Raw genomic sequence first — 14,803 nt, forward strand, 5'->3', positions numbered from 1 at the left:
CTAGTCGGGCGACCACCGCCCGCACGGACCTGACCGGAGGGAGCGGGTGCACACGTCGACCGGTCCCGGCGAACCGACACCAGAGCTGTTCTGATATTATTGTGATATCACTTTAAAGACATGAAGGAGGGACTCATGACCGATCAACCACACCCGGACCAGGAGGACTCGATGGGCCGTGAGCCGGCGAGCCAGCCGGTCGGTCACGCGGGGATGCGGGTGGACATCGATGAGCGGCCAGCCTGGTCCATCGACGGCTTCGCGGGGCTGATCATCTCGCTGATCGTCATCGGCGGCGGGATCGCCCTGGTCATCATCGGCGCGATAGCAGCCGAGGCGGGCGACGGCGGTGCCCTCGCGATCGTCGGTGGCTCGTTGCTGGTCGTGATGGGCTCGGTGCTGGCCAGCGCACTGACCGTGATCGCTCCCGGTCACACCAAGGTCGTGCAGTTCTTCGGCCGCTACATCGGCACCGTCCGCAAGCCTGGTCTGCGGATGGTCGTCCCGTTGGCCACGCGCAAGAAGGTGTCGGTCCGGGTGCACAACTTCGAGACCAGCGACCTGAAGGTCAACGACGCCGACGGCAACCCGATCAACATTGCGGCGATCGTGGTGTGGCAGGTCGCGGACACCGCCAAGGCGACCTTCGGCGTCGAGGACTATGAGGACTTCGTCGCGGTCCAGTCCGAGTCGGCCCTGCGGCACGTCACGATGGGTCACCCCTATGACAACGACGAGCACGAGGTCACCCTGCGCGGCGACACAGACGTCATCAATGCCGAGCTTGCCCGGGAGGTGGCTGAACGCATCACGCTCGCTGGCCTGGAGATCATCGAGGTGCGCATCTCGAACCTGGCCTACTCCCCCGAGATCGCTCAGGCGATGCTGCAGCGTCAGCAGGCCTCGGCCATCATCGCCGCCCGCGAGAAGATCGTGGAGGGGGCAGTCGGCATGGTCGAGACCGCGCTGGAGCGGCTGGAGAACCAGGGCATCGTCGAGCTCGACGACGAGCGCCGCGCCGCCATGGTGTCCAACCTGCTGGTGGTCCTCACCTCGGAGCGAGGCACGACCCCAGTCGTCAACGTGGGGTCTCTCTACACCTGAGCCAGGTGCCTCCCATGGACAGCCAGGACTCCCGCCCGGGCAGCGCCTCGGGTGCACCAGGACGCCGCAAGCAGGAGCGCAAGTCGGTCCTGCTGCGCCTCGACCCCGCGGTCCACGAGGCGCTGCAGCGCTGGGCCGCCGATGAGCTGCGCAGCGTCAACGCCCAGATCGAGATCGTGCTGCGCGACGCCCTGAAGGACGCGCACCGAGCACCGAAGGAGGCCGGCCCGATCCCCCGGCGGGGGCGCCCGCCCCGCCAGTGACCGCTCGGCCGCGAACCCACCTTGCGTATGCCGACACGCAGGTCCGCCCTGCGCCTCGCCGTCAGCGGCTGTCCGCCGACTCGCTCTGCTGCGCGGCCTCGATCCGCACGCGCCGGTTCTCCTCGAAGATCTCCTGGTGCTTCTCGGCCTTCTTGACCAGGTTGCGGTCATCCCGGGGCGGGGTCTGGAGGTCCTCCTCGGCGGGCAGGCCGGCTCTTAGCTGGCGACCGCGCTCAAACTCCGCGTCGAACTCCGCCCCGAACAGCAGCGCCACATTCACCACCCAGAGCAGCAGCAGCATCAAGATCGCGCCGGCCATCGCGCCATACGTCGCCGAGTAGTTGCCGAAGTTGGCCAGATAGAACCCGTAACCAGCGGTCGCGACCACCGTGACCAGGATCGCCACTAGCGCTCCGGGGGTAAACCACCGGAACTTGCGCTTCAGGTTCGGGGTGCCCCAGTAGAGCAGCGCGATGATGCCGATCACGATCACGAGCATCACCGGCCACTTGGCGATGCCCCACACCATCGTGGCCTGGTCGCTGAGCCCGACGACGCCAAAGACGGCATCGGCGACCGAGCCGGACAGTGCCAGCGACAGTGCCACGAGCACCACCATCAGCAGCACGACCAGCGTGATCAGCACCATCTGTGGGCGCAGCTTCCACACCGGGCGTCCCTCCTCGACGTCGAAGATCGCGTTCATTGCCCGGGAGAAGGCGTTGACATAGTTCGAGGCGGCCCACAGCGCACCAGCAAGCCCGATGAAGAGGGCGATCGAGGCACCGCCAGTCCCCTGCAGCGTGTCGATGTAGTCCGCGACAGGCGCCAGCTGCTCTTCCGATGCACCGAGGTCGGTGGCCACGTCCAGCAGTGCCTGAGTGGTGTTGGGACCCTGCCCCAGGACGCCGAGCAACGAGGTGAGCGCCAGGATCGCCGGAAAGATCGACAACACGGCGTAGTAGGTCAGCGCGGCTGCCAGATCGGTGGCCCCGTCGTCGGAGAACTCCGCGATCGTGCGCTTCAGGACAGCCTTCAGGCTGACCTTGGAACTGGGCTCGGTGGCCTCTTCGCTCAACTGTCATCATCCTTCTGGTTGGTGTCAGTCCGGCCAGTCTGCCAAACAGCGACCGGTGTCGCCGCACGAACGCACGGGGGTCACGCCCTGGGTCTGGCCGGCGTCCGGTGGTGCACAATGGCCGGCGTGACGTCCGCAGCTGTGCCCCGCCGAGCCGCGCTGACCGCCCTCATGGTGCTGTCGGCGCTCCTCCTAGCGCTCCTGCTGCCGGCGGTCACGGGCTGGGCGTCTGCCGCCGCTACCGGCTGGGGCACGAGTCCGACCTCGCCCCCGCCGCCGACCCCGACGAACCCGGAGCCCACGCCGACCTCTCCGCCCCCCACTGACCCGGGCCCCACCAACCCGGAGCCCACAGGTCCGGAGCCGACGGGCACCGAGCCTGAGCCCACCGCGCCGCCCACCACCGAGCCGGGGCCGACCGGCCCCTCACCCACGACGACCTCCCCACCACCGCCTGCCCCGCGCCCGCCTGCCCCGCGCCCGCCTGCCCCGCGCCCGCCTGCTCCACGCCCGACACCGACCGGCACCGCGCCCGCCCCGGCTCCGACGACGGCCCCGGACACACCTCCTGCCGACCCGGGCACCAGCGCTCCTCCGCTCGCATCCCCCGCCCCGGTCAAGGTGCCCATCCCCGAGCGCGGCCTGATGCTGGGGCGCGGCCTGGCCGCCGTCGGGCTGACGGTCGGCACCGTCGAGCAGCTCGACGCTCACCGACCGACGGCATCGACGCCGCGCGACGCGACGACCACGGGGGCGGCGAGCACAACAGAGGCCTCCAGCTCGACCGTGGTCGAGAGTCAGGCCGGCACGGCACCGGACAACGGCGGCTCGACCGTATTGATCGCGATCGCCGTCGCCGCAGCACTCGGGGCAGCACTCCTGGGTTGGTTCGGCTGGCGTTCTCGCTGACCTGCACCCCACGCAGGTGGCCGCGTCGACGGACCCAGGCACTCGGCATACGACACGAAAAAATCCCCGCCCGGAGTGGATCCGGACGAGGACTTCGGTGGTGCGCCCACAGGGACTCGAACCCCGAACCCGCTGATTAAGAGTCAGCTGCTCTGCCAATTGAGCTATAGGCGCGCGACGCAGAACAATAGCACCGGCAGCCTGCCCGACCGAAATCGACAGCGTGCGACAAGATGGTCCCCATGCGCGCCCTCGTGAAGACCGCGGCCGGACCCGGCCTGGAACTCATCGACATCCCCGAACCGGACCCTGGCCCGGGCGAGGTCAAGATCCGGGTGCTGCGCGCGGGGCTGTGCGGCACGGACTTGCACATCGAGTCCTGGGACGACTGGGCCGCCAGCATGCTGAAGCCTCCGCTGACGATCGGGCATGAGTTCTATGGCGAGATCGTCGAGCTCGGCGAAGGCGTGGTGAGCGGGGACGGCAAGTACGACTTGCGGATCGGCATGCGGGTCTCGGCTGAGGGCCACGTGATCTGCGGGCGGTGCCGCAACTGCCGGGCCGGCCGTCAGCACATGTGCGTGCAGACCTCCAACCTCGGCGTGAACCGTGATGGGGCCTTCGCCGACTACGTGGTGGTCCCGGCGACCAACGTCTGGGCCCAGCCGGACGACATCGACCCCGACCTCGGCGCGGTCTTCGACCCGTTGGGCAACGCCGTGCACACCGCCCTGAGCTTCCCGATGTCCGGCGACGACGTGCTGATCACCGGTGCCGGCCCGATCGGGGTGATGGCCACCGCCATCGCGCGGCACATCGGGGCCCGCTACATCGTGGTCACCGACGTCTCGGACTACCGTCTCAGCCTGGCCACCGCTGCCGGCGCCGACCGGGTCGTCAACGTCTCCCGTGACACGGTCCGGCCCGTGCAGGCGGAGCTGGGCATGGAGGAGGGGTTCGACGTCGGGCTCGAGATGTGCGGCTCTCCCACTGCCCTCGCGGAGATGATCGACAACGCGACCCACGGCGCCAAGCTCGCCCTGCTGGGGTTGCCCAAGGAGCCGTTCGCGATCGACTGGGGCCCGGTGATCACGCGGATGATCACGATCAAGGGCATCTATGGTCGCGAGATGTATGACACGTGGTATCGGATGACGTTCATGCTGCAGACCTCGCAGGAGCTGCGCGAGCGCATCCGCTCAGTCATCACCCACCGTTTCCCGGCTGAGCAGTGGCAGGACGCTTTTGCTGCCGCCCGGTCGGGCGAGGTGGGCAAAGTCATCATGGATTGGAGCTGACGAACGATGTATGCCGTGAAGGACGCCCTGGCAGGCGACCTGCAGGAGATCCGGGACGCGGGTCTGTTCAAGGTCGAGCGGGAGCTCACCTCACCACAGTCCTCGCACATCACCACCAAGACGAAGGACGACCTGAAGGCCGAGGCGCTGAACTTCTGCGCCAACAACTATCTCGGACTGGCCGACCACCCCGACGTCGTGGCCGCCGCGCACTCCGCCCTGGACGAGTGGGGCTTCGGGATGGCGTCGGTGCGCTTCATCTGCGGCACCCAGGCCCAGCACACCGACCTCGAGCGCGCCATCGCCGACTTTGTCGGCACGCAGGCCGCGATCTTGTTCCCGTCGTGCTTCGACGCCAACGGTGGCATCTTCGAGGTGCTGTTCGGCCCCGAGGACGCGATCATCTCCGACGAGCTCAACCACGCCTCGATCATCGACGGGGTGCGCCTGTCCAAGGCTCAGCGCTTCCGTTACAAGAACCGGGACATGGCCGACCTGCGCGCCCAGCTGGAGTCTTCTGCGGAGGCACGCCGCAAGGTCATCGTCACCGACGGCGCCTTCTCGATGGACGGCTACCTGGCGCCGCTGGAGGAGATCTGTGACCTGGCCGACGAGTTCGGTGCGATGGTCATGGTCGACGACTCCCACGCCACCGGTTTCATCGGCGAGGGTGGCCGCGGCTCGCACGAGGCGTGCGGCGTGCTGGACCGCATCGACATCCTGACCGGCACGCTGGGCAAGGCCCTCGGTGGCGGCAGTGGTGGGTTCGTGGCCGCACACCAGGAGATCGTCGACCTGCTCAAGCAGCGGGCTCGGCCCTACCTGTTCTCCAACGCGGTCGCGCCGTCGGTGGTGGCCGGGTCGGCCAAGGCGCTGGAGATCGCGCGCGACTCTCACGAGCCGCGCGCCCAGCTGCGCGCCAACGCCGAGCTGTTCCGGTCGCTGATGACCGAGGCCGGTTTTGACCTGCTGCCCGGCGAGCACCCGATCGTGCCGGTGATGTTCCCCGGCGACGACGGCGCGCGCAAGGCCAGCGAGATCGCCGACGTCATGCTCGACAAGGGCGTCTATGTCATCGCGTTCTCGTTCCCGGTGGTCCCGCGGGGCCAGGCCCGGATCCGCGTCCAGCTCTCCGCGGCGCACTCGGATGCCGACGTCCGGGCGTGCGTGGACGCCTTCGTCGCGGCCCGCGACGAGGTCGGCTGAGCTACCCGCGTCTTAGAGCCGGAAACGTATCTTGGAGCTGGTTGCAACAGGCTCCAAGATACAAGCGAGGCTGTAAGACGAGGTCTCCCAGCGGAGTGAGGGGCTGGCGCAACGCCTACCGGGAGCCGCGCGGAGGGCTACGCTGGCTGTGCATGAAGCCCTCCCGCCGGACCATGACGTCTCTGGCGGCTGCCGTCGCCCTCCTGCTCCCGCTCACGGCGAGCGCCACGGCTGCGCCCCCGTCGTTCACCTACGACGCGATCGGTGACTCGTATGCCGCCGGGTCAGGTGCCCCTGACGGCGCCGCCTATCCGGAGGTGCTGAACGGCCGGATGCGGATCAGCCTCGACGACTTCGCCGCCCTCCCCGGTGCCACCGCCGGGCCCTCGGACAAGGGCCTGTCGTCGCAGCTGGGCGCCCTGGACGAGGACACCGACCTGGTGACGCTGACCATCGGCGGCAACGACATCCCGTGGGGCGCCACCGTGACCCAATGCCTGGCGCTAGACGACGCGATCTGCTTCGGCGCTATCGCCGAAGTGGAGGCGCAGATCCAAAACCAGTTGCCCGCCATCCTGGACAGCGCCTACGCGGACGTGACCAACGCCGCGCCCAGCGCCCACATCGTGGTCACCGGCTATGCCCACCTGTTCTCCCCGCGATCAGGCGACTACACGGTCCCACTGACGCCGGAGTTCACTATGCGGATGTCGGTAGCCGAGCAGCAGGCGGCCAACGACGCCGCAGACCTGCTCAACCAGGTCATCGCCGAACGGGCTGCCGCCCACGGCTTCGACTTCGTCGACATCACCAAGCGGTTCGACGGCCACGGTGCCAATGCAAAGCAGCCGTGGATCCACGGCTTCCTCCCGGCCGCTCTCGGGGACTCCTTCCACCCGGACGCGCGGGGCTACCGCGCCTACGCCACCGCCCTGACCGCCGGCATCAGCCCGAAGGACCTGCGCGGCTAACCTGGCCGGGTGACGGACTACTTCGCAGGGGACGACCGCAGCAACTACGAGCGGATGGTCGCCGGTGACCTCTACATCGCCGACGACCCACGCATCGCCTCGGAGGGGCGCCGCGGCATCGAGCTCGCGGCCGACTATGGCACGACCTATCTCGAGGACCGGGACGCCGCCCAGCCGATCCTGCGGGAGCTGGTCGGCTCGCTCGGCGACGGTGTCGAGGTGCGACCGCCGCTCTATGTCGACTACGGCAGCAACCTGACCATCGGCGAGGGCACGTTCATCAACTTCGGCCTGACCGCACTCGACGTCGCCGCGATCACCATCGGCCGGCACTGCCAGATCGCCACCCACGTGCAGCTGCTGACTGCCTGGCACCCGCTAGAGCCCACTCCGCGCCGCGACGGGCTCGAGTCCGCCTCGCCGATCACCATCGGCGACAACGTGTGGCTCGGCGGCGGAGTCATCGTGCTGCCCGGCGTCACCATCGGGGACAACTCCGTGGTCGGGGCCGGCTCGGTGGTCACCAAGGACGTCCCGGCCAACGTGGTCGCGGTCGGCAACCCCGCCCGCGTCATCAAGCACCTCGAGGCGGAGTGAGCACACCTTCTGGGCCCGCCTCCCGCGCGGCACGGCCACTGGGAGCCTCGTTCGCGCTGGTCGCCACGATCCTGATCGCGATCAACCTGCGGCCGGGGGCATCGTCCGTCGGTCCGGTGCTGGAGGAGCTGACCTCCGATCTCTCGATGAGCACCGGCACCGCCGGGTTCATGACCGCACTGCCCGGGCTGTGCTTCGGCGCGGTGGGCGCGCTCGCCGTCGTCCTGGCCAGGCGGGTCGGTATGACGACAGGTATCTTCCTGGGCCTGGTCGCCGTCGTCGTGGGGCTGGTCGTGCGGGTCCTGGTCGATGACGCCATCGTCTTCCTCCTGCTCACCGCCCTGGCGCTGGCGGGCATGGCGATCGGCAACGTGCTGGTGCCCGCGTGGATCAAGCGCCACTCCCGCGACGGCGGCGTGCGGCTGATGACCTTCTACAGCTCTGGTCTGACACTTGGCGGCGCGATGTCCGCGGCACTCGTCGCCCCGGTCAGCGGTGCCACCGGCCTGGGTTGGCGCGGCGGCTTGGGGCTCTGGGGCGTCGTCGCACTGACCGCGCTGCTCCCGTGGGCGGTCATCGCGTTCCGCGAGCGGCAGACTCCCGGTGGCCGTGGGTCGCGCACGCGGACGGTCAATGTCGGGCGGATCGCCTCCTCCCCCACCGCGGTCGCGCTCACGCTGCTGTTCGGCGTCCAGTCGATGAACGCCTACGTCCAGTTCGGGTGGCTCCCCCAGATCTATCGCGACGCCGGGCTCTCAGCCGGACTGGCCGGCATCCTCATGTCGTTGCTGACCGCCCTCGGCATCCTCGGCGGTCTGATGATGCCCACGGTCATCGCGCGCTCCCCCACGATCGCGCCCTGGATGGTCAGCTTCGGGGTGCTGATGGTGCTGGGCTACACCGGGCTGCTGCTCGCGCCGGCGACGGCCCCGTGGCTGTGGGCGATCCTGCTCGGGGTGGCCGGCTTCGCCTTCCCCACCGCGATCGCGCTGATCACCGCGCGCACGCGCGACCCCGGTGTCACGGCCAGGCTGTCGGGTTTTGTGCAACCGCTGGGCTATGCGCTGGCCGCCATCGGGCCGTTCGCGGTCGGTCTGATCCATCAGGTGACCGGCGACTGGACCCTCATCTTGTTGCTGCTCATGGCCAGCGGGATCGTGCTCACTCTTGCCGGACTGCGGGTCTCCCGCCCGACCTGGGTGGATGACGAGCTGGGCGCCTAGCCTCGGCGTTGGACCAGCTCCAGCACCTGATCGAGGGTGCCCTGGATCGAGTTGAACCTGGCATCGATCGACTCGAACCTGGCGTCATGACCATCCAACTTGGCCTCGATCGAGACAAGCTGGTTGGTGTGCTGCTTCTGGATCGTCACGATATCCGTCAGGATGACGTAGGCGTCGTGCACGTCGTTCTCCACCCTGCGGACCCTCTTCTCGATGCTCCCCGACGTCGTCATCCCCCGACTCTAGGCTGATCCGAGTCGGCAGACCAGACCCATCCCTCAATCTGTGGACAACGGTCGGCGGGCTCGCACGAGCCAGCCACGCCCCGGGGCATAGGGCAGATCGCCGACCTGCACCTCCCCAAACCCCGCCGCGCGCAGCGAGGACTCCAACTCGCTCCGGGACCGGAACCGCAGGGTCGAGGTGGAGATGACGTCCTGTCCGTCGGGGAACTCGTTGTGCGCGGTGAAACTGACCAGCAGCGGGTCCTCCTGCACCGCGGTGACCTCCATCCACTCGGTCAACGGGCCCAGACCGGGCACGGCCGTGGTCGCAAGCGTGCGCTCCGGAGTCCAGCCCTCCCAGGCACGCGCCGCCGGCACCCGGCTCTCGAAGGCCAGGTGACCACCAGGTCGCAGCGCCTCACGGATCGCGCCGAGCGTCTGCCCCCAGGCGTCGTCAGTGAGGAACACCTGGGCGACGTTGGCAGTCATCGTCGCGAGGTCGACCTGCAGCGGCGGCAGCGCGGTGGCGTCACCGTGCACCCAGGTGACGCGATCGGCATACTCCTTGCCCCGGGCCACGGCCAGGCTGGCACCTGCGGGGTCCACCCCGGTCACCTCCATCCCCAGCCGGGCCAGCAGTAAGCCGAAGGTGCCGGTCCCGCAGCCGACGTCCAGCACCGATCGGGCACCGATCTCCTCAGCGACAGCCAGGTAGGTATCCAGGTCGCTGCGGTCGGGGTCGAGGATGTCATAGAGCGGGGCGAGGCGCGGGTCGTCGAACTCGGAGTCAGGCATGGCTGCGACCGTAGCCGCGCGGCGGCGAACCGCGAAGGACTTTTGCGCTGCGAGGCTACTGCCCGGACGGCGGGGGCGGCGGCGGAGGACCACCCTGGTAGCCGCCCTGCTGGTAGCCACCCTGCTGGTAGCCACCCTGCTGGTAGCCGCCCTGGTAACCACCTTGCTGGTAGCCACCCCGACCATCACCGCCCTGCCCATAGCCGCCCTGCCCATAGTCACCGGGGCCACCACTCATCGCCCGTTTGCTCTCGCCACGGCCGATGAACCACAGGATCGCACCAATGATCACGAGGAGACCGCCGAGCAGCATCCCGCCGATGCCGGCCAGGACACCGAAGATGCCACCGACAGCGCCGGCCACGTTCAGCGACGGGCCGATGAGCGTCCTGGGCCCCTCGCAGGCGATCTGGTGCTCGCCGGACTCCTGGGCCGTGAAGCTGCCCACGCTGACATAGGTCGTGTCGCCGCTGGTCCCCTGGAGGTCCGCGTTGCGCGTGAGCGACAGCTGCTGGCCGTCGGGGCCGGTCACGGTGCAGGTCGCCTGCTCGGTGCCCTGCTCAACCTGATAGATCGTGCGCTCGTCGCCGGCCTGGAGGGTCACCGACCGCTCCCCGTTGATGGGTTCGGCCTCGGAGACCGCCTCGGTGATCGCGTTGAACGAGGCCAACCCGGTGATGATCGCCAGCGCCAGAGAGGCGATCCCGATGGCTATCCCGACCCAGAAGGTGATCGCACCGGCCCGACGCTTCCCACGACCGGGCTCAGATCCTGCAGCAACAGACATGTCCGACACCGTAGCGCGGACATCCGCTGCCTGGGCACGGTGCCACGCGCTGCGGGAGGGATATATCTATCGCACAGCGGCCTTTGGCGTGCCCAGGTTCCGAGCACCAGGCCGGCCAGCCCGCTCAGAGCCAGCCCGACCGCCGGAACGCACGATAGAGGAAGATGCAGGCCAGCGCCATCAGCGCCACGACCAGGGGGTAGCCAAAGCTCCAGTGCAGCTCGGGCATGTCGTCGAAGTTCATGCCATAGATCCCGGCGACCATCGTCGGCACCGCCGCCATCGCCACCCAGGCCGAGATCTTGCGCATGTCGTTGTTCTGCTGGATCGAGATCTGGGCCAGGTGGGCGTTGAAGATGTCAGCGAGCAGCCGGTCATAGGTCTCGATGTGGTCGGTGACCCGCAGCAGGTGGTCGCTGACGTCACGGAAGCGCAGCCGCAGCTCCGCGGACTCGACCGGCCCGTCCTCGCCGGCGAGCCAGGCCACCGCCGGGGTCAGTGGCGAGGCGGCGCGGCGGAACTCCAGCACCTCACGCTTGAGCCGATAGATCGACCCGGAGTGTGCCGTGTCGTTGCTGCCGAAGACCGCCTCCTCGATCGTCTCCAGGTCGTCTGCGACCTCGACGTCGATCTCCAGATAGGTGTCCACGACCGTGTCCAGCACCGCGTGGAGCACGCCGTCGGCGCCCTCGCTGGCCAGTTGCTCGGGGTGCGACTCAAGCAGCGCCCGCACCGGGGCCAAGGGCGCTACATCGCCGCGCCGCACGGTCACCACGAAGTGGTCGCCGACAAAGATCATGATCTCGCCGGTCTCGATGTCGGAGGTCTGCTCGACATAGGCCAGCGTCTTGACGGCCGCAAAGATCGTCGACCCGTAGCGCTCGATCTTGACCCGCTGCCGACCGGACACCGCGTCCTCGACGGCCAACGGGTGCAGGCCCAGCTCGGCGTTGACCTCGGCAAACTCCTCGTCCGTCGGGTCTTTCAACCCGAGCCACAGGAAGTCGCGGGGCCCGCCGGCACGGATCTTCGCCAGATCCTCACTGAGGTCGCCGCACTCCTGGCGGGCACCGTCGCGATAGACCGCCCGGTCGACGATCAGGGGGTCACCCCCTGTTGAAAGCGCGGCGCGCCAGGCCCAGCACGATCGCCGTGCCCGCCAGGCCCGCGAGCACCATCGCCAGACGGTCCAGGCGCGGCTCTCCGGCCTCGTTGAACGCCGCGTGGTTGGCGCTCGCCTTCAGCGAGGCGATCTGCCGCCGCTTGATCTCGGCCGGGCTGACCCGGAACGTGAGTTCGTCCACCGTGCGGGCAAGCCGGGTCCGCGTCGCGTCCAGCTCCGCCTGGATCTCCTTCTCGGAGCGGGACGATGCCTTCTTGTCAGCCATCTCTTGCACGCCTTTCGCAGTGGTCAACCTCGCCTGAGACGATAACGCAGAACACCACCCATGACCTCAGGAGATGACATGTCCCGCCTCGAACCCGGCCAGCAGGCACCCACCTGGACGCTGCCCGACGCGAACGGTGACCAGGTTTCGCTCAGCGACTTCGCCGGCCGCAAGCTCATCATCTATTTCTATCCCGCCGCGATGACGCCCGGCTGCACGAAGCAGGCCTGCGACTTCCGCGACAACCTGGCGGTCCTGCAGGGCCACGGCTACGCCGTGGTCGGCATCTCCCCCGACACCCCCGCCAAGCTGGCGAAGTTCACCGACAAGGAGTCCCTGAGCTTCCCCGTCCTGGCCGACGAGGACAAGTCTGTGCTCACGGCATACGGCGCCTTCGGTGAGAAGAAGCTCTATGGCAAGACCGTCACGGGCGTGATCCGCTCGACGATCGTCGTTGACGAGGAGGGCAAGGTCGAGCTCGCGCGCTACAACGTCAAGGCCACCGGTCACGTCGCCATGCTCGCCAAGGCGCTGGGGGTCGACCTGGGGTGAGCCCGTCCTCGCCGCGGTCCAAACTCTCTTCCCACTGGAACTCAGGACCGTGACGAGGATCGCGGGGCACTACCATCGGGGTCGGCACGCGCTCGTGGTGGAATTGGCAGACACGCAGGATTTAGGTTCCTGTGCCTTCGGGTGTGCGGGTTCAAGTCCCGCCGAGCGCACTCACCCTGTCGGCTCGGCATCGGAGGAGGTATGACCACCGAGCACCTGCACCCGAGCGGCTACCCCTGGGCCGAGCGGGTGCGCGTCGGGATGTTGCGTCAGGACGCCTTCGTCGAGGGCGAGCTGAGCGATCACCTCCAGGAGCGGGTCCCGGTCGTCGCTGTCGGCTCCAACGCCGCACCCTCCGTGCTGGTCCGCAAGCTGGGCGGGCTCCTCGAGACCGGGCTGCCCGTCGGTTCGGGCATCGTCGATGGTCTGCACATCGGTCACTCAGCGCACGTCAGCGCCCGAGGTTATGTCGCAGCCGCTCCCGCACGCGGTGACCTGACACAGCCAGTGACGCTGTGCTGGTTCGATGCTGCGCAGCTGGCGGTCCTCGACGCGACAGAGCCGAACTATCGCCGGGTCCGCCTGCCAGGGGGTATGCCGTGCCGCCTGGTCACGGCGGACGGGGCCGGTGGGCCGTTGGTCCAGGGGGCGCAGGTCTATGAGTCGGTGCACGGCGTGCTGGGGGAGAGCGGCCATCCGCTGCCGCTGCAGGACCAGGACAGCCTCCTTCGCTGGCTGGCTGAACGGCTGCCCACCGAGTTCGCAGACGTCCTGGCACACGATCACCTGGTCGACGTGGACCTGCGGGAACAGGTGCGGCGGGCGCTGGTGGAAGCCGACCTCGTGGTGACGTCGGGGCTGTGACCGCCGACGGAGACTGACCCGGCCCAGGGACTCAGGGCAGCGCGTCCACCCACTCGAGAATCCTGGCCGCGGACACGTCCGGTGATGCCCCCACCGTGTCCAGCACGAGGTGCGGGTGCCGGGAGAGCAGCCCACCAGCCACGTGGTGACCGGCAGCAGAGGTCATCTCCCAGTCGCTCTCCATCTGTCGCACGTTGTCGTCCGACCACTCGAGGTCCCTCTTGGACGCCTTGTGCAGCAGCCTCTCCTGCGTGCGGTTGCGCCGAAGGCGGGTGTCCAGGTCGGCCCGCAGCTCGACGAAGGCCACCTCGTCGAAGATGCGGGCGAAGGACTCCAGCTCGGCTAGGTCGGCCGGCAGGTCGAGGGCCCACACGACCGTGAAGATCAGGTCGACGCCATGCTCAGCCGCCTCCTCCATCACCCGGCGCCGGAACTCGCTGTTGAGCACGTTAAAGGGCGCGCTGCCATAGCCGAAGACCTCGATCAGCGGTTCGATCGTCATGTGGTTGTGGAAGAGGCGGAACTCGCTGGCCGCTGCGACCGCGCGCCCCACGGTCATCTTGCCGACAGCCGGAGGGCCGAAGATCACGAGAAGCATGTGTCACAGCATGCCCGACGCGCCCCCAGCTGCCGCGCGGCCGCAGGTCGGTCAGGCCGACCTCGTGGTGTCGTCCGGGCTCTGACGACGGTCGCGACTGTCTAGCGACCCTGAGGCTCCATCGACTGCTGCGAATCGGCGCCCTTGGGGACGATCAGGAGGGTCCCCCGTGTGCCGTCGGTGAAGGTGACCATGTCATAGAACGCGTACTCCCCGGGTCGAGCGGGCAGCGTGACCCGGCGTGCGGTGTTGGGCGGCAGGGTGACATGGGTGTCGAGCGCGTCAATGTCAAACGACCTCGGGAAGAGGGGATCATCGTTGTGGAACACCAGGGTCGGGTCGCCCACCGGCAGGGTGACCTCGTCGGGCCGGACCTGCCCGTCATTGGTGATCACGACCTCGCCCGCCTCAGGGACAATCGTCACGCGGGTCAGGTATGCCGTCGCGGACAGGGCCGAGCCGACCACGAGCACCACCACCGCCCCGGCCAGCAGTCCGGAGGGCATGAGCGTCGCGGTCTGGCTCCTGCGCCAGAGCGGGACGGCGGCGACCATGACCGCGACCACGGCCAGCAGTCCCGCCAGGTTGAGGATGAAGGCCGCGAAGGCCTCCGGCTCCAGCAGCAATCCGATCAGCAACCCTAGGTGCAGCACCAGGTCCAGCACGCAGATCACCGCAGCCGTCACAGCGGCTGCCCGCGGCCGCTGCCGCGCGAGCAGCAGCAGGGCAGCAGCCATCCCGAGCATCAAAACCACCAGAGACGGGCCCACAAATCGGCCGATGGCCTGGAGCAGCCCGGCGGTGACGAGCACCGTCCAACAACCGATCCGGAAGAGCTGGCGCCAGGTGGTTGAGGCACGGGTGCGGGCGGTGGTCTGCGTCATGGAGGTCTGGGTCGTGGCGGTCTGGGTCATGGTGGTCTCCGGGCTCGGGAACGGTGGGTGCC

General features: G+C 68.6%; 18 protein-coding genes and 2 tRNA genes. 11 read left to right on the forward strand and 9 right to left on the reverse strand.

What is annotated here, in order from left to right; translation table 11 throughout:
* Positions 1-135 precede the first annotated feature (135 nt).
* Both NF557_RS12830 and NF557_RS12835 read left to right on the forward strand, forming a co-directional pair.
* On the forward strand, positions 136-1,104 hold the full coding sequence (locus tag NF557_RS12830; RefSeq protein ID WP_252619920.1) for an SPFH domain-containing protein: 969 nt from the start codon (positions 136-138) through the stop codon (positions 1,102-1,104).
* A gap of 14 nt (positions 1,105-1,118) precedes the next feature.
* On the forward strand, positions 1,119-1,367 hold the full coding sequence (locus tag NF557_RS12835; protein ID WP_252619921.1) for a type II toxin-antitoxin system antitoxin: 249 nt from the start codon (positions 1,119-1,121) through the stop codon (positions 1,365-1,367).
* A gap of 61 nt (positions 1,368-1,428) precedes the next feature.
* Here NF557_RS12835 and NF557_RS12840 read toward each other — a convergent pair whose 3' ends face one another.
* Positions 1,429-2,445 carry a YihY/virulence factor BrkB family protein gene (locus NF557_RS12840; protein ID WP_252619922.1) on the reverse strand — a complete coding sequence of 339 codons (1,017 nt, stop codon included), beginning with the start codon at positions 2,443-2,445 and terminating at the stop codon, positions 1,429-1,431.
* Positions 2,446-2,571: 126 nt separating this feature from the next.
* Here NF557_RS12840 and NF557_RS12845 point away from each other — a divergent pair, with 126 nt between their 5' ends.
* On the forward strand, positions 2,572-3,354 hold the full coding sequence (locus NF557_RS12845; protein ID WP_252619923.1) for a hypothetical protein: 783 nt from the start codon (positions 2,572-2,574) through the stop codon (positions 3,352-3,354).
* A gap of 98 nt (positions 3,355-3,452) precedes the next feature.
* Here NF557_RS12845 and NF557_RS12850 read toward each other — a convergent pair.
* Positions 3,453-3,528, reverse strand: a tRNA-Lys gene (locus tag NF557_RS12850).
* 68 nt (positions 3,529-3,596) lie between these two features.
* Here NF557_RS12850 and tdh point away from each other — a divergent pair.
* The 5 genes from tdh (at position 3,597) to NF557_RS12875 (ending at position 8,649) form a co-directional block, all read left to right on the forward strand.
* A complete protein-coding gene (gene tdh / locus NF557_RS12855; RefSeq protein ID WP_252619924.1) occupies positions 3,597-4,652 on the forward strand; it encodes an L-threonine 3-dehydrogenase in 1,056 nt (351 codons plus the stop codon).
* Positions 4,653-4,658: 6 nt separating this feature from the next.
* Positions 4,659-5,858 carry a glycine C-acetyltransferase gene (locus tag NF557_RS12860; RefSeq protein WP_252619925.1) on the forward strand — a complete coding sequence of 400 codons (1,200 nt, stop codon included), beginning with the start codon at positions 4,659-4,661 and terminating at the stop codon, positions 5,856-5,858.
* 152 nt (positions 5,859-6,010) lie between these two features.
* A complete protein-coding gene (locus NF557_RS12865; RefSeq protein ID WP_252619926.1) occupies positions 6,011-6,829 on the forward strand; it encodes an SGNH/GDSL hydrolase family protein in 819 nt (272 codons plus the stop codon).
* Between the two features lie 54 nt (positions 6,830-6,883).
* Positions 6,884-7,426, forward strand: a complete 543-nt coding sequence (locus NF557_RS12870) for a sugar O-acetyltransferase (protein WP_252624176.1) — start codon at positions 6,884-6,886, stop codon at positions 7,424-7,426.
* On the forward strand, positions 7,423-8,649 hold the full coding sequence (locus NF557_RS12875; protein WP_252619927.1) for an MFS transporter: 1,227 nt from the start codon (positions 7,423-7,425) through the stop codon (positions 8,647-8,649). Before NF557_RS12870 ends, NF557_RS12875 begins: the two co-directional genes overlap by 4 nt.
* On the opposite strand, the gene NF557_RS12880 is transcribed toward NF557_RS12875, so the two are convergent.
* The 5 genes from NF557_RS12880 to NF557_RS12900 form a co-directional block, all read right to left on the reverse strand.
* Positions 8,646-8,882 carry a hypothetical protein gene (locus tag NF557_RS12880; RefSeq protein ID WP_252619928.1) on the reverse strand — a complete coding sequence of 79 codons (237 nt, stop codon included), beginning with the start codon at positions 8,880-8,882 and terminating at the stop codon, positions 8,646-8,648. The two genes, NF557_RS12875 and NF557_RS12880, sit on opposite strands and share 4 nt — an antisense overlap.
* A 45-nt stretch (positions 8,883-8,927) precedes the next feature.
* Positions 8,928-9,668 (reverse strand): class I SAM-dependent methyltransferase, encoded by a 741-nt coding sequence (locus tag NF557_RS12885; RefSeq protein ID WP_252619929.1) that lies wholly within the window; start codon positions 9,666-9,668, stop codon positions 8,928-8,930.
* A gap of 55 nt (positions 9,669-9,723) precedes the next feature.
* Positions 9,724-10,455, reverse strand: coding sequence for a hypothetical protein (locus tag NF557_RS12890; RefSeq protein ID WP_252619930.1), 732 nt, complete (start codon positions 10,453-10,455; stop codon positions 9,724-9,726).
* Positions 10,456-10,579: 124 nt separating this feature from the next.
* Positions 10,580-11,557, reverse strand: coding sequence for a magnesium/cobalt transporter CorA (corA, locus tag NF557_RS12895; protein ID WP_252624179.1), 978 nt, complete (start codon positions 11,555-11,557; stop codon positions 10,580-10,582).
* Between the two features lie 4 nt (positions 11,558-11,561).
* Positions 11,562-11,843, reverse strand: a complete 282-nt coding sequence (locus tag NF557_RS12900) for a DUF3618 domain-containing protein (protein WP_252619931.1) — start codon at positions 11,841-11,843, stop codon at positions 11,562-11,564.
* A 78-nt stretch (positions 11,844-11,921) separates the two neighbouring features.
* On the opposite strand from NF557_RS12900, the gene bcp reads away from it, so the two are divergent.
* The 3 genes from bcp (at position 11,922) to NF557_RS12915 (ending at position 13,259) form a co-directional block, all read left to right on the forward strand.
* Complete coding sequence (gene bcp / locus NF557_RS12905) at positions 11,922-12,395, forward strand: thioredoxin-dependent thiol peroxidase (RefSeq protein WP_252619932.1); 474 nt, start codon at positions 11,922-11,924, stop codon at positions 12,393-12,395.
* Between the two features lie 88 nt (positions 12,396-12,483).
* Positions 12,484-12,565, forward strand: a tRNA-Leu gene (locus NF557_RS12910).
* A gap of 31 nt (positions 12,566-12,596) precedes the next feature.
* On the forward strand, positions 12,597-13,259 hold the full coding sequence (locus tag NF557_RS12915; RefSeq protein WP_252619933.1) for a hypothetical protein: 663 nt from the start codon (positions 12,597-12,599) through the stop codon (positions 13,257-13,259).
* A 31-nt stretch (positions 13,260-13,290) separates the two neighbouring features.
* On the opposite strand, the gene NF557_RS12920 is transcribed toward NF557_RS12915, so the two are convergent.
* Together NF557_RS12920 and NF557_RS12925 are read right to left on the reverse strand one after the other, a co-directional pair.
* A complete protein-coding gene (locus NF557_RS12920) occupies positions 13,291-13,857 on the reverse strand; it encodes a DEAD/DEAH box helicase family protein (protein ID WP_252619934.1) in 567 nt (188 codons plus the stop codon).
* A gap of 101 nt (positions 13,858-13,958) precedes the next feature.
* The gene (locus tag NF557_RS12925; protein ID WP_252619935.1) at positions 13,959-14,771 is read right to left on the reverse strand and encodes a cupredoxin domain-containing protein; all 813 of its coding nucleotides are present in this window, start codon (positions 14,769-14,771) and stop codon (positions 13,959-13,961) included.
* Positions 14,772-14,803: the final 32 nt, after the last annotated feature.

Origin of the sequence: Ornithinimicrobium cryptoxanthini (genome assembly GCF_023923205.1) — a bacterium.
GTDB lineage: Bacteria > Actinomycetota > Actinomycetes > Actinomycetales > Dermatophilaceae > Ornithinicoccus > Ornithinicoccus cryptoxanthini.

What these genes read in the sequence shown, in the direction of transcription:
- NF557_RS12830 (WP_252619920.1), top strand. Translation starts at nt 136, where the DNA reads ATGACCGATCAACCACACCCGGACCAGGAGGACTCGATGGGCCGTGAG.
- NF557_RS12835 (WP_252619921.1), top strand. Translation starts at nt 1,119, where the DNA reads ATGGACAGCCAGGACTCCCGCCCGGGCAGCGCCTCGGGTGCACCAGGA.
- tdh (WP_252619924.1), top strand. Translation starts at nt 3,597, where the DNA reads ATGCGCGCCCTCGTGAAGACCGCGGCCGGACCCGGCCTGGAACTCATC.
- NF557_RS12860 (WP_252619925.1), top strand. Translation starts at nt 4,659, where the DNA reads ATGTATGCCGTGAAGGACGCCCTGGCAGGCGACCTGCAGGAGATCCGG.
- NF557_RS12865 (WP_252619926.1), top strand. Translation starts at nt 6,011, where the DNA reads ATGAAGCCCTCCCGCCGGACCATGACGTCTCTGGCGGCTGCCGTCGCC.
- NF557_RS12870 (WP_252624176.1), top strand. Translation starts at nt 6,884, where the DNA reads ATGGTCGCCGGTGACCTCTACATCGCCGACGACCCACGCATCGCCTCG.
- NF557_RS12880 (WP_252619928.1), bottom strand. Translation starts at nt 8,882, where the DNA reads ATGACGACGTCGGGGAGCATCGAGAAGAGGGTCCGCAGGGTGGAGAAC.
- NF557_RS12885 (WP_252619929.1), bottom strand. Translation starts at nt 9,668, where the DNA reads ATGCCTGACTCCGAGTTCGACGACCCGCGCCTCGCCCCGCTCTATGAC.
- NF557_RS12890 (WP_252619930.1), bottom strand. Translation starts at nt 10,455, where the DNA reads ATGTCTGTTGCTGCAGGATCTGAGCCCGGTCGTGGGAAGCGTCGGGCC.
- NF557_RS12900 (WP_252619931.1), bottom strand. Translation starts at nt 11,843, where the DNA reads ATGGCTGACAAGAAGGCATCGTCCCGCTCCGAGAAGGAGATCCAGGCG.
- bcp (WP_252619932.1), top strand. Translation starts at nt 11,922, where the DNA reads ATGTCCCGCCTCGAACCCGGCCAGCAGGCACCCACCTGGACGCTGCCC.
- NF557_RS12915 (WP_252619933.1), top strand. Translation starts at nt 12,597, where the DNA reads ATGACCACCGAGCACCTGCACCCGAGCGGCTACCCCTGGGCCGAGCGG.
- NF557_RS12920 (WP_252619934.1), bottom strand. Translation starts at nt 13,857, where the DNA reads ATGCTTCTCGTGATCTTCGGCCCTCCGGCTGTCGGCAAGATGACCGTG.
- NF557_RS12925 (WP_252619935.1), bottom strand. Translation starts at nt 14,771, where the DNA reads ATGACCCAGACCGCCACGACCCAGACCTCCATGACGCAGACCACCGCC.